This window comes from Microcoleus sp. PH2017_08_TRC_O_A (assembly GCF_020738665.1).
Lineage (GTDB): Bacteria > Cyanobacteriota > Cyanobacteriia > Cyanobacteriales > Microcoleaceae > Microcoleus.
In genome coordinates this window covers 37127-62943 of record NZ_JAEQCE010000034.1, presented here as the reverse complement: position 1 = coordinate 62943, position 25817 = coordinate 37127, and the positions used below count along the sequence as shown (strand labels likewise).

Below are 25817 nucleotides of genomic sequence, written 5' to 3'. Positions count from 1 at the left end.
ACGTTGTTCCCCTTGAGCGCTCTTTCCTAATCTTATAAAGAGCGCTGAAGCGCAACTACATACCTAAGAGTTAACTTTTTTTAAATAAAGGTACGTTGTTCCCCTTGAGCGCTCTTTCATATATTAACTTTTTTTAAATAAAGGTACGTTGTTCCCCTTGAGCGCTCTTTCATATATCTGTAAAGAGCGCTGAAGCGCAACTACATACCTAAGAGTTAACTTGATTCCGCAAACAATCTAAAATCCAAAATCTACAATCTAACAATAGACTCATGGATATTATTGAAAGCGTCAAAATGGCTGTCACAACTTTGACGGCAAATAAGTTACGCAGCAGCTTGACAATGTTAGGAATTATCATCGGTAATGCTTCCGTAATTTCGATGATTGGTATTGGCGAAGGAGCTCAAACCTATATTGCGGGACAGGTTAACTCTCTGGGTTCAAATTTGCTGTTTATCATTCCCGGAAGTCCTGATGCCCAAAGTCGCCCGGTGATTCCTCCTCAGACTTTGGTTTTGGATGATGCAGAGGCGATCGCCTCTCAAGTTCCTTCTGTCGAAGCAGTTGCACCAACTCTCAATGACAGTCAAATCGTTACTTACCGCAATAAAAACGTTTCGTCTTCGATTGTCGGAACTACTCCTGAGTTTCTGCCGGTGAGAAGCTTTGATGTTGCTCAAGGTCGTTTTTTAAACAAGCTAGATTTAGAAAGACAAGAAAATGTAGTTGCTTTAGGTTCAGAAGCTGCTGAACAATTGTTTGGCAATACTCAGCCTGTCGGTCAATATGTTCGCATCAAAAACGCAACTTTTCAAGTGATTGGCGTGATGCAGGCTAAGGGATCGAGTTTTGGTGACAATCAAGATATGAATGTTTATTTGCCGCTGACAACGATGGCTAACCGCATTGTCGGTCGCTCGTCTCCCTACGGTACTAAGGTAACATTTATTTCGGTTTCTGTGAAAGATGAAAAGTTGATGCGGGCGGCGCAATTTCAAATTGAAAATCTGCTGCGCTTGCGTCACAATATTACTAAGGAAGATGATTTTATTGTCCGAAATCAGAAGGATTTAATGAAGACTTTGGGCAGCATTACTGGTGCTTTGACTCTGATGTTGGCTTTTGTGGCGGCAATTTCGCTGTTTGTGGGCGGTATCGGGATTATGAACATTATGCTGGTTTCTGTGACTGAACGTACTAAGGAAATTGGACTGCGAAAGGCGATCGGTGCTTCTCCTCAGGATATTCTGATTCAGTTTATGATTGAGGCTGTGATTTTGTCGGCTGCTGGTGGTGCGATCGGTACTGGATTCGGTATCGGTGGTGTGTTTTTGGTGTCTGCTTTTAGTCCTCTGCAAGCTAGTGTTTCTCCAGTGGCGATCGCCCTTGCGGTTGGTGTTTCTGGTAGCATAGGCTTATTTTTTGGCATCGTACCGGCAAAACAAGCTGCTAAGTTAGACCCGATTGTGGCACTCAGAAGTGCTTAATCAGTTGACAGTTGACAGTTGACAGTTGACAGTTGGTAGTTGGCAGTTGACAGTTGACAGTTGACAGTTGACAGTTGACAGTTGGCAGTTGGCAGTTGACAGTTGACAGTTGACAGTTGACAGTTGACAGTTGGCAGTTGGCAGTTACCAATTACCAATTACCAATTACCAATTACCAATTACCAATTACCAATTACCAATTACCAATTACCAATTACCAATTACCAATTACCAATAACCAATTACCAATAACCAATTACCAATTACCAAACTATTATGAATTTTATTGAAAGTTTTAAAATGGCCGGTCAAACACTGCTAGCAAACAAAACTCGCAGCAGCTTGACGATGATTGGGATGATTGTCGGAAATGCTTCGGTAATTGCGATGATTGGGATTGGAGAGGGTGCTCAAAATTTTGTGGGCGGACAAGTTAAATCACTCGGTACAAATGTGTTGATTGTGAGAGCTGGAGTTCCTAATGCTAGCCGAAGTTCGATTAGAAATGCACCTCAAACACTGATAGTAGAAGATGGTAAGGCGATCGCATCTCAAGTCCCGTCGGTGCAAGGTGTATCTGCCGAACTCAACAGTTCAGAACTCGTTCGCTACGGTAACAAAAATGTCTCGTCTCTGATTTTTGGCACAATTCCCGAATTTCTGACTGTCAGAAACTTTGAAATGGCTAAAGGACGATTTTTGACGGAACTCGATGTTAGGCAAAACAATCAAGTTGTGATTCTTGGTTCAGAATTGGCCGAAAAACTGTTTGCTAATACCAATCCCCTCGGCGAACAAGTGCGAGTCAAAAATGTCAGCATGAAAGTAATTGGAGTATTTGCGGAGAAAGGGACATCTTTTGGTACGAATTATGATAACTCAGCCGTTGTGCCGATCGCCACAATGGCCAACCGCATTGTCGGGCGCAAGTCTCCCTACGGTTTAGCTGTCACTTCGCTGTTTATTTCGATTCAAGATGAGTCGAAAATGGATGCTGCTCAATTTCAGGTGGAAAACTTGCTGAGATTGCGGCACAAGATTACCACAGAAGATGACTTTACTGTCCGAAATCAGAAAGATTTAATGGCGACAATGGGCTCGATTTCCGGGGCGCTGACACTTATGTTAACTGCTGTGGCCAGCATTTCTTTGTTAGTCGGCGGCATTGGGATTATGAACATTATGCTGGTTTCCGTCAGCGAGCGCACTCAGGAAATTGGGCTCAGAAAGGCGATCGGGGCTTCCCAACACGATATCTTGTTTCAATTCATTATCGAAGCTGTAATTTTATCTGCCGCTGGAGGCATCGTTGGGACTTGCGTAGGAGTTGGAGGTATCTTGCTTGTAGGTAATTTTACGCCTCTGCAAGCTGGTATTTCGCCTGTGGCGATCGCCCTTGCTGTTAGCGTGTCCGGTGGCGTCGGTCTCTTCTTCGGCGTGATCCCGGCGCGTCAGGCGGCCAAACTCGACCCGATCGCAGCCTTGAGAAGTGCTTAACAAATAATTACATATATAGCATACTTAAGTATATACCTAGGCAAGTATATACATAATGTTACTCGTTGATGCTAACCACGGTGTATATATGTTGAAAAATTAATAAAACCAGTCGGATGGTAAAGTTTTAGCAAAAACAATGTAGTTTAAATAAAAAATTAATCGGAAACTTTATCAAAATGAGTGAAACATTAAAGATTCAATGAAGTTTCACTCAGGGGATTTACTTACTTAAGAAAAGGCCTAATAATCTAAACTACGAGCAAACACTCATAGCATCGATCGATGGCTATGAAGGTTGGCTATTTGATGAAAATTATTAAATAAAAACAATGGCATCTCTTACCAGCAGTCCTAAATTCGACTTTCTCGAAGGAACTTCAGGCCCAGACACACTTAACGGCTTGGATGGTAACGATATAATTTATGCCAAGAGCGGAGACGACTTGCTCCTAGGCGATCGAGGTAAAGACAAAATTTGTGGCGACTCTGGTAACGATACAATTGCTGGCGGCCTAGACGACGATATGATCTGGGGCGGCAAAGGCAACGACCTGATATTTGGCGACTCAGGCAACGACACTCTCTACGGGTGCGTAGGTAGCGATACCATCAGCGGTGGTGAAGGCAATGACATATTTGCGATCGGCAAAAGCAACGGCGGCCCAACGGTAGCCACAGCAGACTACATCACTGACTTCGAGAAGGGCAAGGACAAAATTCGGTTGCTCAATGGTCTCACATTTAACGACTTAAACATCCAACAAGGCACAGACGCTAACAGCAACAGCACGGTAATTCAAGACAAACTCACAGGTGAATATTTAGCAGTATTGCAGGGAGTCAATAGCAGCACCGTCACCCCCGACAACTTCGCAACTCACCTTTCGGGAAACTGCATCAGAGAGTCGAACGGAATGATGCTAGACGCCATCCGGACAGCCGGCACCCCGCCTCCGGTAGCCTCCCGCAACATGGCAATGGTTCACGCGGCCATTTACGACGCTGTTAACTCGATTACCAAAAAATACAGCCCTTACCGCGTCAACATAGATGCACCAGCGGGGGCATCAGAAGAAGCTGCGGCTGCGGCGGCTACCTACCGCACTCTGCTTAGCCTGTACCCTGCACAAAGCATCAAATTTGATGCAGCATACGCATCGTCTTTAGCAAAAATTCCCGATGGGAAATCGAAACAAGACGGAATCGCGATCGGAGAACAGGTTGCTGAGAAAATTATCAGTTGGCGCAGTACAGACGGCGCTAACAAAGTAGTACCCTACACACCGAAAACTGACGCAGGCAATTGGCAGCCGACTCCTCCCGCCCTGGCAGCATCGCTGCTGCCTCAGTGGCCGGATGTGACTCCCTTTGCGATGACTAGCGGTTCGCAGTTTCGTCCGTCAGGCCCGCCCGCCCTCGATAGCGCCAAGTACGCAGAGGAGTTGAACGAGACTAAAGAAATCGGCAAAATTGACAGTCTGACGCGCACGCCCGATCAAACTGCGATCGCCAAATTCTGGGCCAACGGCGGAGGTACTTTTACTCCCCCCGGCCACTGGAACCAAATCGCCTCAGAAGCATCGGCCCTCAGCGGTACATCGTTGGAAGATAGCGCCCGCTTGTTCGCCCTGCTAAATATTGCCCAGGCCGATGCAGCTATTAACTCGTGGGATGCTAAATATAAGTACGATTTCTGGCGGCCCGTGACAGCTATTCGCCAAGCTGACACAGACAACAATCCCAACACAACAGCCGATCCTCTGTGGACACCGCTGCTGATAACTCCGCCCTTTCCTGAGTACACATCGGGCCACAGTACCTTTAGCGGTGCAGCGGAACCAGTTTTGAACTCTGTATTTGGTTCGGATTTTGGCTTTGCAGATAAGGGAGACAAGTCTGTCAACAGTCTGCGAACCTTTGACAACTTTGCCCAAGCGGCCGACGAATCGGGGATGAGTCGCATTTACGGAGGCATCCATTTCATGAGTGCTAACGTAGACGGTTTGAGCGCGGGTAGAAATGTGGGGAACTATGTTGTCCAGAATTTCTTAGTTTAGGAAAGTGGCGAGTTGATGGAAAATGGAAAATTTTCCATTTTCGATTTTCTGAATTGGGTGCATCTCTGATTTTGCAAATGTATGAAAAAATCACTGCGTACCTTACCGCTATCAGTAGTGCGTCAAGCTATTTTTTGGTCTTAGGAATGAGAATTAAATAACTTACAATTTTAATTATTGTGGGATGGGCGTCCCGCCCGTCTATAAAGGACGGGCGGGACGCCCATCCCACAAGCTTGTGTAAGGGTGCATCTCAGTTTTGCAAGAAGCATTGTTTATTGTAGTGCGAGCGTCCCCGCACAGCAAAGCTTGTACAAGCTTTGCTGTGCGGGGACAGCACTGTAAATGCAAAACTGAGATACACCCCTTGTGTAAATTATTTAATTCGCCATCCTTAGTCCTGACTATTCCAGCAGTTCCACAGTGCCGAGATATCCATCTACTCGCACTTTTTGACCGTCTCGCAGGCGAGTTGTAGCTTCAGCAATATTCATGACTGCGGGAATTTTGTACTCGCGGGCGATAATTGCTCCGTGAGACAACTGGCCGCCAACTTCGGCTACAATTGCCTTTGCTCCTAACAGCAGCGGCGCCCAACCGGCATCGGTGTAAGGCACTACGGCGATCGCATTTTCGCCTAATTCTGTAGTGACACTCCGGCAAATCTTCACAAAACCTTCGACGCAGCCGATACTTGCCGGGATTCCCTGCATGATACCAGTTGCAGATGTTGAGGAGTCGATCGACCTTTTCTGAGAATTCGGCAGCAGATTGCCGTAGACTACAGGGGGAATCGGGCGATCGCGATCGGCTAACAGGCGATCGCGCCTCAGGCTAATCGTCTCCTGAAAAGAAACACTCGCACCGCTGCGAATCCACTGCTGAATCTCCCCAAATTCCAGATAAAAAATATCTCCTGGTTCCTGAAACACCTGCATTTCCAATCCGCAAGCTTCAATTGCCAAAAAAGTCCAGCGGAGATGAGCCAACAATCGCGCGTAAATTTCACTAATTTGGCTTTTAACTATAGCTCGTTCCTGACATTTATTTAAGCGCCACTTCTGAGCAAAAGTCAAGCTTAATTTTCCAGTTGCTGCTGAATTAGCAACAGTAGGTTTTTGAGCCAAAGTTATCAGCAATTTGCGGTAAGTTTCAGACTGTTCTCGCCAAGTAGGAACAGCGATATCCGTTCCCACTTCGCTCAAATATCCGTAAATATCCAGCCACTGTTCAAAGTCTGCTTGCAAAGCCAGACTTTCAGTAAATATCTGTGCTAATTGTGCGGCTGAAACATTCTCGCCTGACTGGTAAATAGCAACTTCTCGCAATTTCTCAGCCAACTCTTGCAAAGCTCGCACCGAAGCGATTTCAGGAGCAGTATCATTAACAAGCCAATCATCATCAACGCGAAAAATTGCTTTGCGAATTGCCAGCCCGATCGGCCCCAAGATATTGTAGTAAGTAATCGGCTTCAGCCACTTCTGAATTTGCTCAGATTTATCCAACAACTCACTTAAATCTTGGTAATTGGGCATGGGGAATTGGGCATGGGGCATGGGGCATGGGGCATTGGGCATTGGGAATTGGGCATTGGGAATTGGGAATTGGGCATTGGGAATTAATATTCCTTCTTCATTCTTCCCTCTTCCTTCTTCCCTCTTCCTTCTTCCTTCTTCCTTCTCTGACTTCTCCAGACTTTCGATTGCTGGTAAAAAAATAGAAGTGCGATCGCCCGCAAATTCTGCATTGAGCGCCCTCTCCCGCTGCACCAGACGCCACAAACCGGGTAAAGAGGGCAAAATCTTCCCCAAAGGTGGCTTACCCATCTTCTGCCCCCTGAGCAAAAACTCCAAACCCTGCTCCGGCAATCCCATCATCCGAAAGATTTCGCCCAACAAAGTCGCGTTAAAATAGGCGTGGGAGCCCAGCAAAGTCGCCGTTTCGTTGAAATTGAGATGAGCAGCGCGATCGGCCAAAACCACCCGAAAAATCTCTCCCCAAACCCCACAAGTCAGCGGCCGATTAATCGACCAAGTTAGCGGGCGAATTGCACCAGGAATCACTTCTGCGGCAATAGTTCGAGTCCAAAACGGCTGCAAATTAGTAATCGGGCGGCTTTGCAAAATCCAAACTTTTTCCCCGTCCCAACTCCACTCAATATCCTGCGGGATGCCGTGAAAAAAAGCTTCGATAGCTTGCGCTTGTTTGACTAATTCAGCTAGAAGTTTTGGGTTAACAATTGAATTAATTTCGAGTTCGTTTAAAGTTTGTTGTAAAATTTCAGGCTGGGTAAAATCAACTTCCAAATGTAACGGAGTAACTTGTCCGCCGACAACAGATTCAGCACCTCCCGGCAAAGCTTCAATAATTATCTGAGAACCGCCATCTAAAGGATTGCGGCTGAACATGACTCCCGCAACTTTGCCCTCAATATAAGGCTGAATCAAGACAGCCATTTGAGTATCCGGGAGTTGTCGCTGCTGGCGGTAAGACACAGCTTCCGAAGTCCAATAAGACTGACGACAGCGGTGAATGCCAGCGATTAATTCTGCTTCAGTGGAAACAGGCCCGATAGTTTCATATTGTCCAGCCGCCGAACTAATATCGCCATCTTCTCCCGCCGCCGAAGAGCGCACAATCATGCGATTTTCGATTTGCGATTTTAGATTTTCGATTAAAGAATTAGGGATTGACAAATTTTCACTGTTTTCTGAATGCCCGATGCCCGATGCCCGATGCCCGATGCCCGATGCCCGATGCCCGATGCCCGATTCATTCAATAATATCCAGCCAGAAGGAACATTAAAATTAGCGCGTTTTAGTTGAGACAATCTCGCAGCTTTATCGCCGCAAATTTTAGCATCCAACGAGTCATCGAGAGAAAACAATTGTTCCGATTTAGATAAAGCCATATCATCACCCTGACTGAGATTAATTGCAGCTAATAAAACTCCCAATCCTGCTGCTGCTAAGAATTCCGGCAAAGATTGATGCCACACCCAAACCCAGATAGGCGTGCACAGACAGCCGCAGCGGGAAGCAAAGAGTCTCGCCCGATCGCCCTTTTGCCACAACCGCCGTGCCAAACCCCACACCAGTAGCCCCCAAATGCCAGAAGAGACAGCCACCGGCGGCGAAAATACCAAAAGACCCCAAACCGCGTTAGTCACGCCTCCACCTCGGGCGATCGCATATCTGGCCGCAACCAGAGGAATTAACAGGGCGATCGCGATCGCAGGTGAATCAGGAAACCAAAATCTCCCCGCCAAAACCGGCAGAATACCCCTGGCAATTTCCGCTAACACCGCAGCAATTCCCGCCAACTTCCCCCCGTGAATAAAAGCAGCCGACACCCCCACATTCCCCGTGCCCAACCGCCTCAAATCTTTACCGCCCAGCAGCCGCACCGCCCAGCGAGTAAGCGGCAAAGCACCCAGAGCAAAACTGGCGGCTAACAGAAGTGCGATCGACAACAGCGGCATAAAGGGGATTTTTAATTTCAATCTCTAAGTATTATGGCTGCAATTCGCTCAAATTTTCAGTCTTCGGATATATTGCACGATCGCCAATAGCACATAAAATACTAGAGAAGTACAGTAAATAAGGATTTGAACCAAATGGTAGAGAACAACCTAATGATTCCGATCGCAGTTCTTGGTGTTGGATTTGTCGCTGCGGTTAGTATCGGCTCCATTGCGTGGTATAATTCCAAGCGCCCCCCGGGTTGGGAATCCAAAGAACGGCCTGATTTTGTTCCAAAAGTTGATAAAGATGATTTGATTGCAGATGTTTCTGAGTCCAAAGGTAAATAATAAAAAGTTTATTGAGACGAAGAAAAACTGAGATAGGACTTGTGAATTAATGAGAAAACTTTGTCGTTGCACCCAGAACGCTGCAATTTTAAGGGCTGGGTTTTCCATTTTTCGCACAAGTCCTGTATTTATATTGTAATGAAGAACATATTAATAAATATTCTGATATCCTGTCTGGTAGAACAACCACAAGCAAAAAAGTTTATATTAGCGAATGCGGCGTTGCTGCTGCAACGGCATGAAAGACTCAATGTGAAAAAATGAAACAAGCCAGTCAGTCAATATAGCTGAATTTTCAAGTGATTCATTTTCATACCCTAATATAAGCAAGGTCGTTTTTTTTGAAGAGCAAGAAATCGCTGTCGGTGCGGTTGAGTTCGATATAAATTGAAAGAGCCGGATCGATCGCCATCACATCGCCGTTTTTGTAGGTTGTGGAGCCGGAAGTCATCAAAAAATCGGATTTTTGTCAAAAGTATTTTCGAGAAGGTCGATCGCACGTTACAATATGTTAAGAGCCGGCACCGCCTTTTGCAGTCAGTAACTCAGCTCTAAAGAGACTGAGCTTGTAAGAAATTGCAAGCTGTGCTGACCAGACCCCTGTTACAAGGAGACGTTATTTAGGTCATGATACCGGAGAATGCGACGCTAGTTTTCCGCTCTATCGTTTGCAGTCAAACAAACTTAAAGTCACTCTCGTTAGTGCTGCAAACTTAACAAGCCTTTATAACCAGGTCGAAGCGAACATTACACGCAAGTGGAGGGACACAACAATGTCCAATTTTATTTTCGTAGTTGACACAAACAAAAAACCACTCACACCTTGCAAGTCGTCAATGGCTCGTAAGTTGCTGACGGCTGGTAAAGCGGCTATCTTCAGAAGATTCCCGTGTACCATTATCCTCAAAAAGGCAGTAACAGCAACCATTGAATCAATTACTCTCAAATTAGATCCAGGTTCCAAAACTACAGGCATTGCATTATTGCAAGGTGAAAAAGTAATTTTTGGTGCTGAATTAACTCATCGCGGTCAAACTATCAAAGCAAGTCTTGAGTCCCGTCGTTCACTGCGTCGAGGAAGGCGAAACCGTCATACTCGTTACCGCCAAGCAAGGTTTTTAAACCGTACCCGCAAAAAAGGTTGGTTGGCACCATCCTTGCAGCACCGGGTAGAAACCACCCTGACTTGGGTTGAAAAATTACGCAGGCTTGCACCTATCGGTTTAATTGTTCAAGAGCTGGTCAGATTTGACTTGCAACAATTAGAAAATCCTGAAATTTCAGCTATTGAATACCACCAAGGCGAACTACAGGGTTACGAAGTTAGGCAATATTTGCTTAACAAATGGAACCGAAAATGTGCTTACTGCGACGCCGAAAATGTACCATTGCAAGTTGAGCATATTCATCCCAAATCTCAAGGCGGAAGCAATCGAATTTCTAATCTTTGCCTTGCTTGTCAGAAATGCAACCAGAAGAAAGGTACTCAGAACATTGAACAATTCTTAGCAAAGAAACCTGACATTCTGAGTCGAATTCTTACACAATCCAAGCGCCCCCTAAAGGATGCTGCTGCGGTAAATTCGACTCGATGGACGTTATTTGGTCGCTTAAAAGAAACGGGGTTGCCTGTTTTAACTGGCTCAGGTGGACTGACCAAGTTCAATCGTAGTCGGCTGCAACTACCTAAAACTCATTGGCTTGATGCTGCTTGTGTCGGTCAAGTTGAAGCGCTAGAATTATTAACAAATAAGCCACTGCTAATCAAGGCAACTGGACACGGAACCCGTCAAATGTGTCGCACAGACAAATTTGGCTTTCCATCTCGGTACGTTCCTCGAAACAAGTTTGTTAAAGGCTTTCAAACTGGTGACATCGTAAAAGCAATCGTCATCAGTGGCAAGAAAATAGGTGAATATGTTGGTCGGGTTGCAGTTAGAACGACAGGTTCGTTCAACATCTCAGCATCAGAATTGGTGCAAGGAATTAGCCATAAATACTGCAAAATAGTTCACAAAAAAGATGGCTACAGTTACGCATATTAGGATTGACGGGGACTGAAGTCCCCCGCGTCGCTTCCCTCTCAAGGCTAAAGCCGTTGAGTTTCCCGCATCCCGTATTAATTTTTATGAATCCAGAATCAACTCTCGCCAGACTACAAGCTACACTTCCCGACGGAAAACTGCCTTCTAGCTACGGGGTATACTTCAAAAACACCCTAGTAGCCCTGTGTCACGCCCTAGAAGACCACATCTTGCAAACCAGCAGCGGGGACGATCTCGCACTCAAACCGCTGGTTTTGGTGACGTTTCAGCAGGGAAAATGGTATTTGCAAGAAGCCGATCGCTACTTCGATATTGCTAAGGCTTCTCGACAAGTTGTCATCGGTGCAGTAGCCGACAGCGGTTTCGCTACCCACAAAACCGGTCAATTAGAAAATGTATCTTTAATAGAACTTGATGAGATCGACCCCATTATCCAAGAATGGAATTTAATCATCCTGGCCCCCACATACAAAGCAATGGTGCTTTGTCGCGAACTTACGGCCCAGGAATACTTGCCAGAGGGCAAGCCAGAAGTCGATACAGAGCGAAAATTCTACGGTTTGTGGTCGTTTGACCAGTCGTTGGTGTCGGCGTCAGCAGAAATTTTTATAGAACAAACACGACATTATAATCCCTCCCTAGCCGACAGTTTGCTAGAAATTCATCACGAAATTCTTGCTACCAAAGGCCCGCCCTTGGCAGACATTAGTGGCGTAGTATCCCGCATCGTTACTTACCTGCAAAGTTCTCAGCAGCAAATGGTGGCAATTAACCGCCAAACTCGCGATTTGTGGGAATTGGAAGGTCAAGCTTTGCGCGTCAGCCGCAATTTGAACGCCAACAAACTGCAAGCTTTTCTGCGGATGGCCCAGCGCGTAGACGAACGCGACACCTCAAATCCCACAGCTTCTTTGCAGGTGGCGGCTTTGTCGGAAACTTTGGGTCAATTGTTGGATTTGCCGGCTTTGCAACTGCGAAGGCTGCGGCTGGCGGGATTGCTGTTTCGAGTCGGCTTGGTTTCGGCGCCGAATGAGGTGTTCGATCGCACTTCCGATAAATTCGACCAAGGAACTCTATCATTTTGGCGCGATCGCAGTTTCATCGGTTCCCAACTCCTCCAAGCAATGCCGGAATTAGCACCAGTCGCCGAAATTGTCAAGCACAAACTCGAAAATTGGGACGGCAGCGGCAGGCCCGAGGGTTTGCGAGGTGAAGGGATACCCGTTGCTTCGCGGATTTTGGGTTTGGTCGCTTGTTTCCAAGACTTGACTCAACCGCGGGGCGATCGTCCGGCTTTGAGTTTGACAGAAGCTTTGGAAAAGTGCCGCGAACTGTCGGGTACTCGCTTCGATCCGGCTTTGGTGGAAACTCTCGGGAATGTCGTCAGACTCGCAGATATGGGTTTGATGGAGTTACCCACCCGCCCCAGCCAACTGCCTAATATCTGGTTGGAGGATTTGGGCGATCGCACGATCGCGGCAACTCCGGCATTGTAAAATAAGTTGGGTAATTCAGTGGACAGTTGACAGTGGACAGTGGACAGTTATTGTATGGTGCGTCAGGACTACGGATTTAGTACGAATTCCGCAACCTAATTTTCTGTTTACGGTGTGTACCCTAGTAATTGACAACTGCCAACTGACAACTGCCAACTGCCAACTGCCAACTGACTTATGACTTATGACTAAAAACTAATGACTCATGACCTCGAAGCCATACGCCAAGGCAAAATTCATATATTGGCCGGCATAGATTTAGCCGGCGCAAACTTAGCGGGAGCCGATCTCGCAGGTGCCGACTTATCTCAAGCCAACTTAACAGGAGCTAATCTCACCGGTGCTAACTTGCAGCGGGCGGTGCTGCGAGCAAACCTCCGCGGCGCAGACTTGAGCGGTGCTGACTTGCGCGGGGCTGATTTTCGGAATGCTGACTTGCGCGGTGCTTCTTTTGCTAATGCTTTAGTCCGCGATGCAAGTTTTGGGGGTGCTTTTTTGACGGCGGCCTCGATCGGCAATTTGGACTTGAGCGGTGTCGATTTGCGGGGAGCCGATTTGCGGGGTGCTAATTTGGCTCGCGCCATCTTGCAGCAGGCAGATTTGAGCAATGCCAATTTGTCCGGCGCAGACTTGTCGGGAGCTGATTTAGAAGAAGCTATCCTGAATGGAGCCGTACTGCGCGGTGCTAACCTGACGGGGGCTAATTTGCTCTGTGCTGCGATCGAACATACCGTCTGGGATGGAGCTTTGCTCGATCGCGCTTGTCTCCAAGGCACGCCCCTGAGTCCTTAAATTTCCAAAATGTTACTTTCAAGGCAGACAAAAAACAACTTCTGCTTATAAAGTGAATAAGCACAAGCTATTTTAACATTTCTTAATGAGAGGCTATAATAGCGACTGTAGATCAGCAAACGAATAAATGGTAGCAGCTTTGTTTAGCGGTACATCCTTTCAAGGTCAAAGTGGCGATCGCCTTGTCAGCAAAGTAGCAGGAGCTGCGATCGCAGCCTTATTCAAACGTTCTGAAAAGGCAGAAGCCAACATCCGAGTCGAACCTGTAGCCAAACTCTTGCAGGGAAGCATCGACGGTTTCGACTTCGTTGGCAAAGGTATGTTGATGTATAACGGCCTGCGTATAGAAGTGATGGAACTCTACTTGCAAGCACTCTCCATTGATTTTGGGGCGATTTTTGCAGGTCAAGTCAAATTGCGGCAGCCTACCCAGGCAAATATGCGAGTAGTCTTAAGCCGATCGGATTTAACCACCTCATTCAATACACCTTTTGTAGTTGAAAAACTCCAAAAGCTGAAATACCAAGAGCAATCTCTGTACTTTCAAAACACTGAAGTCAGCTTCGGAACAGACAAATCAATTCGGCTTCAGTCCGAGATTACGATCGGCCAGGACAGCGAACCAGTCAAAATAGATATTACAGCTCAATTGCAAGTAGAAGACCGGCGCAAAATCCAATTTGTCAGCGTTACTTACGGCGGTGACGGGCAAGCAGTAGACTTGGCTCAAGCTATAATTGCCCACGTAAATAACTTGCTAGACTTAGACAAATTTGCTTTAGAGGGCACTCAACTGCGAGTAGACCGCTGTCGAGTTCAAAACGACGAGCTGGTTTTTTACGGCTGGGCTGGCATCGAACAGTTCCCCAAAGGCAAGCGCTAAGCCTCAGCGTGCTGAGCTTAGCCGACAAATCAGATTAGTGGGAAAAATTTTATAGCTTAACAAAACTACCCGCCCCGGCGGGTTTTGCTATTTTAGCCACAGTTTTTCAGCTATGGCGTTGCTAGCCTAAAGTCTCTCTGTATTCCGGTGTATTTCCAGAACTAATCTGTCGCGGATTTAATATGTCAGCAACTGCTGACTTAAATTATTTTGAGCGAGAATTCATAGCGCGCCATCAAGCTTAAATTTAAGTGCAACAGAACTTATACAACGCATAATATGCGGACTAATTGTTAAGTACGTTGTTACACTTCGGCGCTGTTTATATGAAAGAGCGCTGAAGCGCAACTACGTACCTGTGCAAAGTAGCTTATTCACGGAGATTCTAGATATCTGCTCAAAATCAGCACTCAGGTTGAGGCGATCGCCCAAATAGTCTTGATAAACTTAGAGTGTCTTGGAGACAGAAACCGGGTTTGAGAGACAAAATTCTCTGGTGGGGCGATCGCAAAGATGGGAGAACCCGGTAAATAAGAGTCGCAAGGACGCAAGTCCTATTACAAAATAAATAACCCATAAAGAGGAAAAATGCTTGGATTTTATTTATTTGGTCTCTACCTCGCAGTCTTGTCCGTGTTTGCCGGGCCCAGCCGCCGCAGCCCGGATAAATGGTGGGTAGAAATCATCACAGATTTTCCCTACTGTACCTACTATTTTGGCCCCTTCGACACCGACAAAGAAGCCTCCAGCCACACTCCAGGCTACATCGAAGACTTGGAAAGCGAGGGAGCCAAAAGACTTAGCATCCGCATCAAACGGTGTCATCCTTCCGATCTCACCATCTGCGAAAGTGAATTCTCAGAGGGTATTGCTGCTTAATAATTTTGATAGTTCAGACTGCCGAAACCGGGTTTTTTGACTGAAATACTCCCTCTATCGTGAGAAGTATCAGTTAAACATCTCGGTTTTTCCGCGTCAATAGTTCGTCATATCATATGTCGATACCATAACAAAAAAGGTTCGTAGTGCGGACTTCAGTCCGCAGCCAAAGAGCGGACTGAAGTCCGCGCTACGAACAAAAACGGTTTGTAGTGCGGACTTCAGTCCGCAGCCAGAGAGCGGACTGAAGTCCGCGCTACCAACAAAACTGTACAGATATCCGTTCTGTGTGACTTTTCAATTATCTAAAAAGAGAAATAGAAATCGGAAGAAGCAAGGCGAAATCTTCCGCAACGATTTCAGCAATTAAAAACTTCCTCATCGTCGGGCGTGGTTGGTATAACTCAAGCCTCAACAATAAAATTAAGCATCGTTTGATTCTAGTTCTTGCTTTGCGGATTTTTTGGTAGATGTCATTAAAACTCAGCCTCTTCTCCACCAAAATGCTGATGTTAGCCAGCATTGACTCTCAACAATTACGACCGTTAAATCAGCACTGAGGACGAGTCGATCGAGCTATTTGTCCTGCTAACTTAAGGACAGTAAAAACTACTTGACTGCGGGGACACCTACTATGTTTGGACTTTATATATTCAGTATGTACGTCGCTGCTTTCTGGATACTCACTCAACCGATTGGCGGCAGTAGAGGTCGCGAGTGGTGGGTAGAAGTTGACACAGATTCACCCAAACGCACCTATTACTTTGGTCCTTACGAAAGCAAGGATGAAGCTTCTAATAATACCAACGGCTACATCAAAGACTTGGAGAAGAAAGGAGCTAAAAAAATTAGCATTAACATCAAGCAAGGTCGCCAACCAAGTCAGCTAAGAGCTACTGATGAGTAATGCCATTTTTTCAAAATCATGCAATGCCTTCAACAGTTGATAGTTGACTCCCAGAGAGCGATCTTTACCTAGAAGTCGGAGGATTGGAGTAATGAATAGTCTGATTTTAATTTCTGCCTCAAAGGCGGGCGGGTTTTCAACCAATTCTTTCTGGTAAGTGAGCGGGTGTGGCTCCATTCTTCAATCTCTGGCATTTCAACTACAATCTAATAGCAACCCACCTTAGGAATGAGAATTAAATAACTTACAATTTTTATTGTTCTTGTGGGATGGGCGTCCCGCCCGTCCTATCTGGACGGGCGGGACGCCCATCCCACAAATAGGTGTAAATTATTTAATTCCCGATCCTTACACATTGGGTGGACTAAACAGCCCGGACGTTCATTCCGCCCAACAATTTTCTTGTCGCCAGCTTTTTTTAAAGGTATAATATAAAGTTAGGTGTAAGCTAGGTGTCACGAGTCAATTCGTAGAGTGCGCCGCCATTCTTAAATCTCTGGCATTTCACCTACAATCTAATAGCGACGCACCTTACCGATTGGGTGAACTAAACAAACCCAACATTTTTTTGTAGCAACCTTTTTTCTAAACGGTATTAGCCGATCGCACCAGTAGTTGCTTTTGATATTGAAGATTAAAGCCCCATCTGGTTTAAAGTGCTGCGGGGATTAAAAGTGCGATTAGCCTTGATTTTTTCGTAGCATTCGCGTTCTACAGCGGTTAGTTCTTTCGGTGGGACGATCGCAACTTTGACCAACAAATCCGTGCGTTCGTCTTTCTTCGGTTTCGGCCATCCCTTCCCCCGCAACCGCAAAGACTGACCGGATCGCATTCCCGCCGGAAATTTTACAGTTATCATACCTTCAGGCGCCGGCAGTTCAATAGAAGCTCCCAAAACCGCTTCATCGGGAGTTATCGGCACTTCGCAGATCAAATTCTCTCCCTCAAACTGAAAGAAAGCGTGAGGTAAAACTTCTAACTTCAGGTACAAATCTCCCTGCTGCTTCGTGTACGGGTCAATTTGACCTTTGCCTTTCACTCGAATTTTGCTGCCGGTTTTCACTCCCGCAGGAATCGAAACCTCACCAGTAGCAACTCGCTTGGAAGTTCCCCGAAATGCTTCCCCCAGAGTCAGCGAAATTGTCACCTCAGTGTCGCGAGTACCTCCGGCGCTGCGGTTCTCGTAGCCAGCGAAATCTTCAAATCCGCCAAAACCAGTAGGCCCGCCGGTGCCGGTGCGCTGGCTGCTGTAATTCCACTTGCTGCTGCGGCTGCTACTACTACCTCCACTGCTAGCTGCGCGCCCCAGCAAGGCATTAATAAATTCGTCAAAACTGCCGTACTGGCTGAAGTCAACGCCACCAAAGTCTACATTCGTAGCGCCCCCGCCCGGCCATCCGCTGGGAGTTGCCGCCGCTTGCTTCCAGTATTGGCCGTATTGGTCGTATTTTTTGCGTTTTTCTGGATCTGAAAGCACTTCGTAAGCTTCGTTTACTTCTTTAAAACGAGCTTCGGCTTCTTTGTTCCCCGGATTCATATCCGGGTGATATTTCCGGGCTAGTTTGCGAAAAGTTTTTTTTATTTCATCAGCGCTGGCGGTTTTGTTGAGTCCCAAAATAGCGTAATAGTCTTTAAAATCTGTTGCAGCCATTAAGTAATCCTCTCTTTATTAGTTATTAGTTGTTAGTTGTTAGTTGTTAGTTGTTAGTTGTTAGAAAGAATAAATCCCAAATTAGCAGGATGGCGAGTTATAGCAACCACGCCTGACGGTGAGGACGTTCTCGCGTTGCACCTCTTCCTTCTTCCTTCTTCCTTCTTCCTTCTTCCTTCTTCCTTCTTCCTTCTTCAAATTATAGGTTATCAAAGTTTTGGACTCGATCGAGTTCGGTTGTTGCTTGCGGGACATCGCAATTTCCGCACCCCGCTGCTGTTGGAGATTTTGAGGAGTGCTACGTCTTCGCGAGTTTGGTGTGGCTGCGATAGCTGAGGCGAACCCGGGAAAGCTGCTGCGGTTGTGGGCGCGATCGCCCGTTGGGTTGACTGCCACTGACGATCGATCTTTTTTTTACGGTGCGCCGTGCGATGGCTACGCCCCGGCTTACGCCTACGAACTTTTCTTTCTTTAGCTTTTCGCTCAATGCAAATCCTAGCAGGTTCTCATCAGCAACTCCCGTTCAATCTGCCGCCTTAATTTTGAGAATATTTTACCATAAAGCGTACATTAATTCAACAACCCTTCTGTATATTTTTTTCTTACCCTACTGGTGCTATACTTTTTTATTTTAACAGCACATCTATAGCTTTAAGTCACAAAATATACCAGAATCTATCTGCTGTCTGTTAACTAGAACACACACTTTGAAAAAAATTAAGATAAAATGGTAGCTCAATAACTTGTTAACGTTACGAGGGTGATAACATCATGAATTATTTGCTAAGTTGGCCTTGCGGCTGCTGCGACGATTGGAAAGATAGTTCCGAAAGTTGTGTGATGCTAAGAAACGGGCAGCGCATTTGTCAGTCGTGCTACGATCGCAAATACAAGAATCAGAAGCAATCCGCCAGACGCAGGCGATCGAACATACGCGTATCACCGCAGACCGTAACAGAGACTGTTCCTTATTAATGCGCCTGAGTTTGAATGAAGCCAAATATTTCGACAACCTCACATCACCAGTTGCAATTAATAACGAACTAAAAAACAATTTCCTGATCAGTCATCGGTCATTGGTTATCTGTCACTAATTTATTTATTTATCATCAGTCACTGGCTGGCAGATAACAGATTTTAACTTAAAAAACTAATGACTGACGACTAATGACTAATGACTAATAACTAAATGATAGTTCCATCAGGAATCGTGGCGTTTTTCAGAACTACGACAATGCCGCTGCGAATGTAAAAACCTTGGCTCTCGCGGTTGGCTTCTTCCACTCGGTCTTTATTAATGATTTGAACGTTCCGGCCGATGCGGGCATTTTTGTCCACAATCGCGCGGCGAATTGTAGTATCTGCACCGATACCGAGGGCGACACCACCGTGGTCTAAACTCGAATGCCGTTCCGCGTCGGGTTCGTAGAAGTCAGCACCCATAAGCAGGCTATCTTGAATCGTACATCCAGCTTCAATGCGCGCTCGAACTCCCAACACAGAATGGTCAATGCGGCACTGTTTGAGAATGCAGCCTTCAGCAATAATTGATTCCGTCACGTGAGTATCTAAAAGCTTAGTCGGCGGCAAGAAACGCGGGCGAGTATAAATCGGCGCATTTTCATCGTAGAAACTGAAAGGAGGCTTAGGCTGTTTTGTCAGCGCCAAGTTAGCATCATAAAAAGCCTCAATCGTTCCGATATCTTCCCAATAATCGTCAAACAAATAAGCTTGAACGTTGTGGTCTTTTGAAGAATTCGGAATAATCTCTTTACCAAAATCAGTTTGGTTGGGAGATTCTTTCAGGAGTTTAATCAGAACTTCTTTTTTGAAGACGTAAATCCCCATCGAAGCAATGTAAGGACTTTCCTGAGCCTGCTGCGCTGTCAGTCCCAGTTTAGTAGTATCCACCTGCATTTGTTTGAGCGCATCGCCTTTTGGCTTTTCGCTGAAAGAAATAATGCGGCCGTTGTCGTCGATTTTCATCAAACCAAAATCTGAGGCCCGCTTCTCGTCCATCGGCAAAACGGAGAGGGTGATATCGGCATTGGTTTCGCGGTGTCTATCCACAAACTTTTGGTAGTCCATGCGGTAGAGGTGGTCGCCTGACAGAATCAAGTATTCGTCAACGTCCCACTGTTCTAGCAGCGAAAGATATTGGCGAACTGCATCCGCTGTCCCTTGAAACCAGTTGGGGTTTTCCTGAGTTTGCTGGGCGGCGAGTACCTCGACAAATCCCTCGGTGAAGCCAGAAAACTGGTAAGTGCGAGAGATGTGCCGGTTGAGGGATGCCGAGTTGAATTGGGTGAGGACGTAAATTTTGACTATTTGCGAGTTGATGCAGTTGCTCACAGGAATATCGATGAGGCGATATTTACCTGCGAGGGGAACTGCGGGTTTGGCTCGCAGTTTGGTTAGGGGGTAAAGGCGGGTGCCGACACCGCCACCGAGGATGATGGCTAAGACTTTTTTCAAGGAACTTTCTCCCTAGGATCTATGAACTCTCCAAGTCCAGTGTCGGATGGTGAGGGCTTCTTGACAAGGGGGGGAGCGAGGAAGTTTTGAGTTAGGAGTTCAGTCGCTGGCGCTGAAACCGGGTTGTTTAATCCAAATACTTCGTTCAAACCCTCAACAAAACTTAAAAAACCAGGTTTATGAGAGTTGGAGTGCGTCCGGGACTGGTGTTATGAGTTTTGAGTTGTGAGTTAAAATACTCATCGATCAATCATGGATATTTAAAAAAGTTGGCAGTTTTGAGTTGAAATACCTATCAATAAATAAGGGCTGTTTAATGAAAGAATCAGGTTAGGGCTAGAATCAGTTGTCAATTTTGTGAGATAGACTGCAAATTTGTGTGATATTTTGCGATCGGTCGATCGACAAAACTCGATCGAGCGTCTATTCTCTACCAAAAGCTAGATCTCCTAGAAACATCTGCTAATGTAGCCTAAGCCGTAAAAGACAGGAAAATTGTATGCAAATCCAAACGCCGGACTGGGTTAAACACGCGGTATTCTACCAAATATTCCCCGATCGCTTCGCTAAAAGCAAACAGCCGCGCAAACGCCTGCTGCAAAACTTCATCTGGGAAGAATGGCACGAAATCCCCACCCTCCAAGGCTACAAAGGCGGCGACTTGTGGGGCGTGATGGAACAGCTAGACTACCTGCAAGACTTAGGCATTAACGCAATTTATTTCACCCCGATATTTCAGTCGGCCTGCAATCACCGCTACCACACCCACGACTACTATCAAGTCGATCCGATGTTGGGTGGCAATCCAGCGTTTAAAGAGCTTCTAGACGCTGCCCACGCTCGCAACATCAAAATCGTCCTCGACGGCGTATTCAACCACGCCAGCCGCGGCTTTTTCTTCTTTCACGATATCCTCGAAAACGGCCCCCATTCTCCTTGGGTAGATTGGTTTAAAATAGAAGGCTGGCCGCTATCTGCCTACGACGGTAATTTTCCTGCTAATTACGCAGGTTGGGATGGCAATCGAGCCTTGCCGGAATTCAATCACGACAATCCAGAAGTGCGAGAATACATCATGGAAATTGCCGAATACTGGATTAAATTCGGCATTGATGGCTGGCGGCTAGATGTTCCTTTTGAAATTAAAACTCCCGGATTTTGGCAAGAATTTCGAGAGCGAGTCAAAGCAATTAATCCCGAAGCTTACATTGTCGGCGAAGTTTGGGAAGATGCGAGAGAATGGCTAGACGGCAGTCAATTTGACGGAGTGATGAATTATCTGTTTGCGGCGCCGACTATTGCTTTTGCCGCGGGCGACCGAGTAGATTTAGCTCAAATTGAAGGTCGTTCTTACCATCCATATCCGCCGCTGTTTGCTCAAGAGTACGGCGACAAAATCCAGCACGTTTTGGAACTGTACCCGTGGCCGATACAGCTAACTCAACTTAATTTGTTGGCGAGTCACGATACAGCCCGGTTGATCTCAATTGCTGGAGGCGATAAAGCTAGCGTAGAACTAGCTAATTTGCTGCTGTTAACTTTTCCTGGAGCTCCCAGCATTTACTACGGCGATGAAGTTGGTTTACCGGGTGCCCTCGATCCCGATTCTCGCCGCGGTTTTCCCTTAGAAGCTCACTGGGAACTTGAGGTTTTAGATTACCACAAGCAGTTGATAGCTTTGCGGCACAAATACGCTGCCCTCCGCACCGGAGACTACCAAATTATATTTGCTGAGGGAACGGTTTACGTTTTTGCCCGAATTTTGGGGGATGAGGAAATAGTTGTTGCTGTCAATGTAGCGACTGAAGAGGCAAATGTTAGTTTTGAAGCAGCTACTTTGAAATCTCCTCACGAGAAATTGCTGTTTGGTAAAGGTGAGTTTGTTTGGAAAGGTGAAGGGGAAACTCGGCAGTTAGAATTGATGCTGCCGGCGCGATCGGGCTTGATTTTAGGTTCGGATAATTAGTTTAAAATGTCCGCTAAGGTGCAAGGCGCGGATTGCTTTGTTAAGATAGGTTTGTAGTGAGGACTTTAGTCCGCAATCAGAGGACTTTAGTCCCCATTATACCTCTTGCAAAAGTCATTTTAATCAAATTTTGGAACGGGCAAGATGCCCGTTCCACAAGCAAAAATGGTAGCTGTTCAGGAGGGGGTACGAAGTTGATGGGTTTGAGGTGCCATCAGACCTGAAAAATTGAAGAAATAGGTCTAAACTACCTGGTTGAAATGGCTGGAATCCGCACGATCTCGTTACCCCTCTGAACAGTTACCACGGTGCAAGGAATTTTTTGGTTTTAAAACTGGGGACATGGTACAAGCAACTTTGCCCGCAGGAAAATTTGCGGGTACTCATAGAGGCAGGCTGATTGTCAGAGCGAGTGGAGTTTTTGAAATGATGTGTGCCACAGGAAAAGTCAGTCCAGTTCGTTACAAATACTGTAGGGCAATACACCGCAATGATGGCTATATGTATGCGTTTTCCGCTATTGAGAGAGTGAATTGGCAATTAGAGGCGTAGCGATCGACCTTTTTGGCTTATCTTGGGGTGACATCCTCGCCTTTGCCCAAAAACTGCTGGAGAATCTCTCCGGGATCTCTGTCCCAGGTATCGATATGTTGGTAAATTAAGCCCTCTGGATCCAGCTTGTATGTAGAATAGCCGTTGAAGAAGATCCGAGCTTTCCAGGGTACGCGCAGTATCCCGCGAACAGTCCAAGTTGCCACAATAGTATCAGGGGCTGTCTGACTTACGTCGTGCAGGTCGAAGTAAATCTCGGTGAAAAATAGCTGCCCGTGAAATCGCAGAGTCCAAAAGATAATGCGATAGTTGATTTTTCCTTTAAATTTGTTAACAGGGTCTTGAAAAAAAACATCTTTTGTGTAGATGTCGTAGGAAATGTCTTTCTCAAAAAGCGTCGGGAGATCTGCTTTGAGGATATCTACTATTTGTTTGGCTTGCATTTGATATTATTTGAGAGCGCTGGAGCTACCACCTTGTGACAGTATTATCTGTAAGTTCAAATGGATAATCTCGATCGACAACAAGAGCATCCAAAACTTGATAAATCTAATTATATTGTCCGATCCCGCCTTTGGGCCGATCGGGACTTGTGACATCGAAACCTTGGCACAGATTTGACTGAACACCCCCACTCATCTGACATTCTCGCAGAAATCAACGGCGGCAAGCTGTTGATGGTAGATAGCCGTCGCCGAAACGGTCTAATTTTGATTAAAGGCTTCCATGCGGAGTTTGCCGGGCCTGGTGCTGCCGTTGGAGGTGCTTTTGATGCTGACTCGCAGCAGGCGATTCCTGTGGGGGATTTTTGTTTTGTTTGCCCTCTATCTCCCGCAGAAAGACAGAAAGCTTTCGGAATTAGGCGGCATTGGGTGCGGTTAACGGAACAGTTAACGGCAAAGTCTGTAGCTGCGGAACGCGCACAAATGATTTTAACTCAGTTTGAACAATATTTTGATTTGGAAACGGTGGCACAAATTCCCGATCGAGCTTTGGCACTTTTAGTAGGCGTATTTCCCCAAACCATTCGCGCGGCGCGACAGATTGATAATTAAAAATTACATATATCCTGTCCGGCAAAATAATCCCGATAAGTTCGATCGTTCGGACTTCAGTCCTCTCTCGTTTCCTGAGGACTGAAGTCCGAACGATCGAACCAATTTGTTAATAAGTCAAAATCGCAGCGAGGCGATCGCAAGTTCGCACATTTTCGTCGGGAGTACCCACGGTAATTCGCAAACCTCCGCCTGTGTGGCGAATTAAAGTACCTTGAGCTTTTAGCTGCTGCATGATTTGTTGGTGTTTTTGTTCTGCCGATTCGCCCTCAGCAGCTTTCACCCGCAGGTAAAGGAAGTTAGCTGCACTCGGCCAAACTTGCAGTTTTTGATGCTGAGTTAGCGCTGCAATTAATTTGGCTCTTTCTGAGATAGTTTCAGGAATTACTGCTAGCAATAACTGCCGCTGGGCGAGGGCAAACTCTGCTGCTGTTTGCGAGAAACTGGGAAGGTTGTAGGGGAGGCGGATTTTTTCTAAGGTGGCTGTGAGTTCGGGATGGGCGATCGCATATCCGACTCTCATTGACGCTAGGCGAAATGCTTTGGAAAATGTTCGCAAAATTATCCAATTCGGATGTTGGTGCAATCTGTCGGCTAAGGTATTTTGGCTGAATTCAAAATAGGCTTCGTCAATTACTACTAAGATATTTTCGGGCAAACTTGACAGCCATTCTATTTCATTGATTGTTAAAGCATTGGCTGTGGGGGAGTTGGGATGGACGACAAAGACGATGCGGACGGGGGGATTTTGATTTTGGTCTATCGCCCTTTTAGCTGCATTGATGTCGATCGCAAAGTTATCTTCTCGGCGCCGGGCACTGACAACGGGAATCCCCAGGGTGGTGGCGGTAATTCCGTACATGGAAAAGGTGGGATTGGCGACGAAAATTGAGCCTGCGCCGCCCAAGCAAGTAGCGATTAAGAGCGATCGAATTAGTTCGTCGGAACCGTTGCCGACTGAAATATTGTCGGCTGTAATAGCTGTTTTTGGCTCTGGAACCCCCCCTAGCCCCCCCTTGTTAAGGGGGGGGACGTTTAGGAGATCCCCCTTAACAAGGGGGGGGATATTTAACCCTTCGTTGACGTATTGGGCGATCGCTTCTTTGAGTGCTGCGTGCCCTCCGTCGGGATAGCGATTTGTCTCAATTAACTGCTGGTAAGTCCAAGCTAGCTTTTGTTTTAATTCCTCTGGCAAATCATAAGGGCATTCGTTGGTGTCTAGGCGATCGAGTACAATTTCCGAGTGCGCTGATTCTCCTGAAGCGCCGCCCGGATGGGGAGTGTAGGCGGTAAGTTCGGCTAAGTCTTTGCGGATAAAGGGAAGCATGGTATGATTTTTGGTCTGAGATTGTAGATTTTATAATTACGATTTGGTTGGTCACTATTAGGATAATTAGTCATTAGTTTATGATGTCTAGCGTATAAATCCTTGATTGTCATCAATAACTAATAAGCTAATGACTAATGACCAATGACTAATGACTATTTTAATCGCGCCACAAAGCAATTCCGCCCAACAAACCGCTGACATTCGGTACTATTTTAACTTGTGGCGGTAAATCAAAAGCAATTTTTTTGGTATTGCCGCCGCCGATGTAAAGGCGATCGCAATTAAAGAGATTTTGCAGGAAGACGAGGGCTCTTTCCAGACGGCGGTTCCATCTTTTGGGGCCGACTGTATCTAAGGCGGCTCGCCCTAATTGCTGTTCGTAAGTTTCCCCTTTGCGAAACGGGTGATGTCCTAATTCTAGATTGGGTACCAAGATACCATCGACAAACAAACCAGAACCGAAACCGGTGCCGAGAGTAATTACTAATTCTACTCCCGTTCCAGCAATTGATCCCAATCCTTGAATGTCAGCATCGTTAGCCACTCGCACAGGTTTTCCCAATCGATCTTTGAGAGTAGTTGCTAGGTCAAAATCGATCCAAGATGGATCTAAATTGACTGCGGTTTTGATAATACCGCGGGACACGACGCCGGGAAAACCGACGGATACTCGGTCAAATTCGCCTTGTCCGCTGGCCAAAGAGGCTATGGTTTCCAGTATCGGTTCCGGCTTCGGCGGTTGAGGCGTTTCTAAACGGCTGCGTTCCGTTTGGGGTTCACCTTCAGCGTCCAAAACCATAACTTTGATGCCACTTCCGCCAATGTCAACGGCTAAGGTGCGAGTCGATTTATCTTGTTCAGTCATTTGATTTTTGAAACTTGCAAGTTGGTGAGTAGACTTGAGATTTTAGACTTGAGATTTTAGAT

General features: G+C 46.2%; 23 protein-coding genes. 14 read left to right on the top strand and 9 right to left on the bottom strand.

Annotation, left to right across the window (positions count from 1 at the left end):
* The first annotated feature begins 272 nt into the window (after positions 1 to 272).
* The 4 genes from JGK22_RS14215 to JGK22_RS14200 all read left to right on the top strand — a co-directional run bounded on the left by JGK22_RS14215 (position 273) and on the right by JGK22_RS14200 (position 5047).
* The gene (locus tag JGK22_RS14215) at positions 273 to 1490 is read left to right on the top strand and encodes an ABC transporter permease (RefSeq protein ID WP_293313054.1); all 1218 of its coding nucleotides are present in this window, start codon (positions 273 to 275) and stop codon (positions 1488 to 1490) included.
* 116 nt (positions 1491 to 1606) lie between these two features.
* Positions 1607 to 1780 carry a hypothetical protein gene (locus JGK22_RS14210; protein ID WP_293313052.1) on the top strand — a complete coding sequence of 58 codons (174 nt, stop codon included), beginning with the start codon at positions 1607 to 1609 and terminating at the stop codon, positions 1778 to 1780.
* Positions 1767 to 2987: an ABC transporter permease gene (locus JGK22_RS14205; protein WP_293190560.1), complete on the top strand. Its 1221-nt coding sequence runs from the start codon at positions 1767 to 1769 to the stop codon at positions 2985 to 2987. Before JGK22_RS14210 ends, JGK22_RS14205 begins: the two co-directional genes overlap by 14 nt.
* 332 nt (positions 2988 to 3319) lie before the next feature.
* Complete coding sequence (locus JGK22_RS14200; RefSeq protein ID WP_293196882.1) at positions 3320 to 5047, top strand: phosphatase PAP2 family protein; 1728 nt, start codon at positions 3320 to 3322, stop codon at positions 5045 to 5047.
* Between the two features lie 404 nt (positions 5048 to 5451).
* On the opposite strand, the gene JGK22_RS14195 is transcribed toward JGK22_RS14200, so the two are convergent.
* Positions 5452 to 8550 (bottom strand): glycerol-3-phosphate acyltransferase, encoded by a 3099-nt coding sequence (locus JGK22_RS14195; RefSeq protein ID WP_293217320.1) that lies wholly within the window; start codon positions 8548 to 8550, stop codon positions 5452 to 5454.
* 114 nt (positions 8551 to 8664) lie between these two features.
* On the opposite strand from JGK22_RS14195, the gene JGK22_RS14190 reads away from it, so the two are divergent.
* On the top strand, positions 8665 to 8859 hold the full coding sequence (locus tag JGK22_RS14190) for a hypothetical protein (RefSeq protein WP_293146752.1): 195 nt from the start codon (positions 8665 to 8667) through the stop codon (positions 8857 to 8859).
* A gap of 310 nt (positions 8860 to 9169) precedes the next feature.
* On the opposite strand, the gene JGK22_RS14185 is transcribed toward JGK22_RS14190, so the two are convergent.
* A complete protein-coding gene (locus tag JGK22_RS14185; RefSeq protein WP_293177118.1) occupies positions 9170 to 9310 on the bottom strand; it encodes a hypothetical protein in 141 nt (46 codons plus the stop codon).
* Positions 9311 to 9632: 322 nt separating this feature from the next.
* Between JGK22_RS14185 and iscB the strand changes: the two genes are divergently transcribed.
* The 6 genes from iscB to JGK22_RS14155 all read left to right on the top strand — a co-directional run bounded on the left by iscB (position 9633) and on the right by JGK22_RS14155 (position 15861).
* Positions 9633 to 10904 (top strand): RNA-guided endonuclease IscB, encoded by a 1272-nt coding sequence (gene iscB, locus JGK22_RS14180; RefSeq protein WP_293177120.1) that lies wholly within the window; start codon positions 9633 to 9635, stop codon positions 10902 to 10904.
* A gap of 83 nt (positions 10905 to 10987) precedes the next feature.
* Positions 10988 to 12400, top strand: coding sequence for an HD domain-containing phosphohydrolase (locus JGK22_RS14175; protein ID WP_293190557.1), 1413 nt, complete (start codon positions 10988 to 10990; stop codon positions 12398 to 12400).
* Positions 12401 to 12598: 198 nt separating this feature from the next.
* Complete coding sequence (locus JGK22_RS14170) at positions 12599 to 13192, top strand: pentapeptide repeat-containing protein (RefSeq protein WP_293177124.1); 594 nt, start codon at positions 12599 to 12601, stop codon at positions 13190 to 13192.
* Positions 13193 to 13319: 127 nt separating this feature from the next.
* Entirely contained in the window at positions 13320 to 14075 is a 756-nt protein-coding gene (locus JGK22_RS14165) for a DUF2993 domain-containing protein (RefSeq protein WP_293177126.1), read from the top strand.
* A 588-nt stretch (positions 14076 to 14663) separates the two neighbouring features.
* A complete protein-coding gene (locus JGK22_RS14160; protein ID WP_293177128.1) occupies positions 14664 to 14954 on the top strand; it encodes a DUF1816 domain-containing protein in 291 nt (96 codons plus the stop codon).
* Between the two features lie 634 nt (positions 14955 to 15588).
* Positions 15589 to 15861 carry a DUF1816 domain-containing protein gene (locus tag JGK22_RS14155; protein WP_293177130.1) on the top strand — a complete coding sequence of 91 codons (273 nt, stop codon included), beginning with the start codon at positions 15589 to 15591 and terminating at the stop codon, positions 15859 to 15861.
* Here the strand turns inward: JGK22_RS14155 and JGK22_RS14150 are convergent.
* The 4 genes from JGK22_RS14150 to JGK22_RS14135 all read right to left on the bottom strand — a co-directional run bounded on the left by JGK22_RS14150 (position 15841) and on the right by JGK22_RS14135 (position 19987).
* On the bottom strand, positions 15841 to 16038 hold the full coding sequence (locus tag JGK22_RS14150; protein WP_293177132.1) for a hypothetical protein: 198 nt from the start codon (positions 16036 to 16038) through the stop codon (positions 15841 to 15843). The two genes, JGK22_RS14155 and JGK22_RS14150, sit on opposite strands and share 21 nt — an antisense overlap.
* 457 nt (positions 16039 to 16495) lie before the next feature.
* Positions 16496 to 17512, bottom strand: a complete 1017-nt coding sequence (locus tag JGK22_RS14145; protein ID WP_293177134.1) for a J domain-containing protein — start codon at positions 17510 to 17512, stop codon at positions 16496 to 16498.
* Between the two features lie 81 nt (positions 17513 to 17593).
* Entirely contained in the window at positions 17594 to 17908 is a 315-nt protein-coding gene (locus JGK22_RS14140; RefSeq protein ID WP_293205268.1) for a hypothetical protein, read from the bottom strand.
* A gap of 789 nt (positions 17909 to 18697) precedes the next feature.
* Positions 18698 to 19987 carry a glucose-1-phosphate adenylyltransferase gene (locus JGK22_RS14135; protein ID WP_293177138.1) on the bottom strand — a complete coding sequence of 430 codons (1290 nt, stop codon included), beginning with the start codon at positions 19985 to 19987 and terminating at the stop codon, positions 18698 to 18700.
* A 499-nt stretch (positions 19988 to 20486) separates the two neighbouring features.
* Here JGK22_RS14135 and JGK22_RS14130 point away from each other — a divergent pair, with 499 nt between their 5' ends.
* Positions 20487 to 21953, top strand: coding sequence for a glycoside hydrolase family 13 protein (locus tag JGK22_RS14130; protein ID WP_293177140.1), 1467 nt, complete (start codon positions 20487 to 20489; stop codon positions 21951 to 21953).
* 342 nt (positions 21954 to 22295) lie between these two features.
* Positions 22296 to 22505 carry a hypothetical protein gene (locus tag JGK22_RS14125; protein WP_293177142.1) on the top strand — a complete coding sequence of 70 codons (210 nt, stop codon included), beginning with the start codon at positions 22296 to 22298 and terminating at the stop codon, positions 22503 to 22505.
* 17 nt (positions 22506 to 22522) lie between these two features.
* Here JGK22_RS14125 and JGK22_RS14120 read toward each other — a convergent pair whose 3' ends face one another.
* Positions 22523 to 22948 carry a DUF2358 domain-containing protein gene (locus JGK22_RS14120; protein ID WP_293177144.1) on the bottom strand — a complete coding sequence of 142 codons (426 nt, stop codon included), beginning with the start codon at positions 22946 to 22948 and terminating at the stop codon, positions 22523 to 22525.
* 174 nt (positions 22949 to 23122) lie between these two features.
* Here JGK22_RS14120 and JGK22_RS14115 point away from each other — a divergent pair, with 174 nt between their 5' ends.
* Positions 23123 to 23560, top strand: coding sequence for a hypothetical protein (locus JGK22_RS14115; protein WP_293177146.1), 438 nt, complete (start codon positions 23123 to 23125; stop codon positions 23558 to 23560).
* Between the two features lie 109 nt (positions 23561 to 23669).
* Here JGK22_RS14115 and JGK22_RS14110 read toward each other — a convergent pair whose 3' ends face one another.
* Both JGK22_RS14110 and JGK22_RS14105 read right to left on the bottom strand, forming a co-directional pair.
* Positions 23670 to 24887, bottom strand: a complete 1218-nt coding sequence (locus JGK22_RS14110) for a histidinol-phosphate transaminase (RefSeq protein WP_293177148.1) — start codon at positions 24885 to 24887, stop codon at positions 23670 to 23672.
* 160 nt (positions 24888 to 25047) lie between these two features.
* Positions 25048 to 25755, bottom strand: a complete 708-nt coding sequence (locus tag JGK22_RS14105) for an ROK family protein (RefSeq protein WP_293177150.1) — start codon at positions 25753 to 25755, stop codon at positions 25048 to 25050.
* Between the last annotated feature and the right edge of the window lie 62 nt (positions 25756 to 25817).

Coding starts and splice junctions, on each gene's coding strand:
- JGK22_RS14215 (WP_293313054.1), top strand. CDS start 273: ATGGATATTATTGAAAGCGTCAAAATGGCTGTCACAACTTTGACGGCA.
- JGK22_RS14205 (WP_293190560.1), top strand. CDS start 1,767: ATGAATTTTATTGAAAGTTTTAAAATGGCCGGTCAAACACTGCTAGCA.
- JGK22_RS14200 (WP_293196882.1), top strand. CDS start 3,320: ATGGCATCTCTTACCAGCAGTCCTAAATTCGACTTTCTCGAAGGAACT.
- JGK22_RS14190 (WP_293146752.1), top strand. CDS start 8,665: ATGGTAGAGAACAACCTAATGATTCCGATCGCAGTTCTTGGTGTTGGA.
- JGK22_RS14185 (WP_293177118.1), bottom strand. CDS start 9,310: ATGACTTCCGGCTCCACAACCTACAAAAACGGCGATGTGATGGCGATC.
- iscB (WP_293177120.1), top strand. CDS start 9,633: ATGTCCAATTTTATTTTCGTAGTTGACACAAACAAAAAACCACTCACA.
- JGK22_RS14175 (WP_293190557.1), top strand. CDS start 10,988: ATGAATCCAGAATCAACTCTCGCCAGACTACAAGCTACACTTCCCGAC.
- JGK22_RS14170 (WP_293177124.1), top strand. CDS start 12,599: ATGACTCATGACCTCGAAGCCATACGCCAAGGCAAAATTCATATATTG.
- JGK22_RS14165 (WP_293177126.1), top strand. CDS start 13,320: ATGGTAGCAGCTTTGTTTAGCGGTACATCCTTTCAAGGTCAAAGTGGC.
- JGK22_RS14160 (WP_293177128.1), top strand. CDS start 14,664: ATGCTTGGATTTTATTTATTTGGTCTCTACCTCGCAGTCTTGTCCGTG.
- JGK22_RS14155 (WP_293177130.1), top strand. CDS start 15,589: ATGTTTGGACTTTATATATTCAGTATGTACGTCGCTGCTTTCTGGATA.
- JGK22_RS14150 (WP_293177132.1), bottom strand. CDS start 16,038: ATGGAGCCACACCCGCTCACTTACCAGAAAGAATTGGTTGAAAACCCG.
- JGK22_RS14145 (WP_293177134.1), bottom strand. CDS start 17,512: ATGGCTGCAACAGATTTTAAAGACTATTACGCTATTTTGGGACTCAAC.
- JGK22_RS14130 (WP_293177140.1), top strand. CDS start 20,487: ATGCAAATCCAAACGCCGGACTGGGTTAAACACGCGGTATTCTACCAA.
- JGK22_RS14125 (WP_293177142.1), top strand. CDS start 22,296: ATGGTACAAGCAACTTTGCCCGCAGGAAAATTTGCGGGTACTCATAGA.
- JGK22_RS14120 (WP_293177144.1), bottom strand. CDS start 22,948: ATGCAAGCCAAACAAATAGTAGATATCCTCAAAGCAGATCTCCCGACG.
- JGK22_RS14110 (WP_293177148.1), bottom strand. CDS start 24,887: ATGCTTCCCTTTATCCGCAAAGACTTAGCCGAACTTACCGCCTACACT.
- JGK22_RS14105 (WP_293177150.1), bottom strand. CDS start 25,755: ATGACTGAACAAGATAAATCGACTCGCACCTTAGCCGTTGACATTGGC.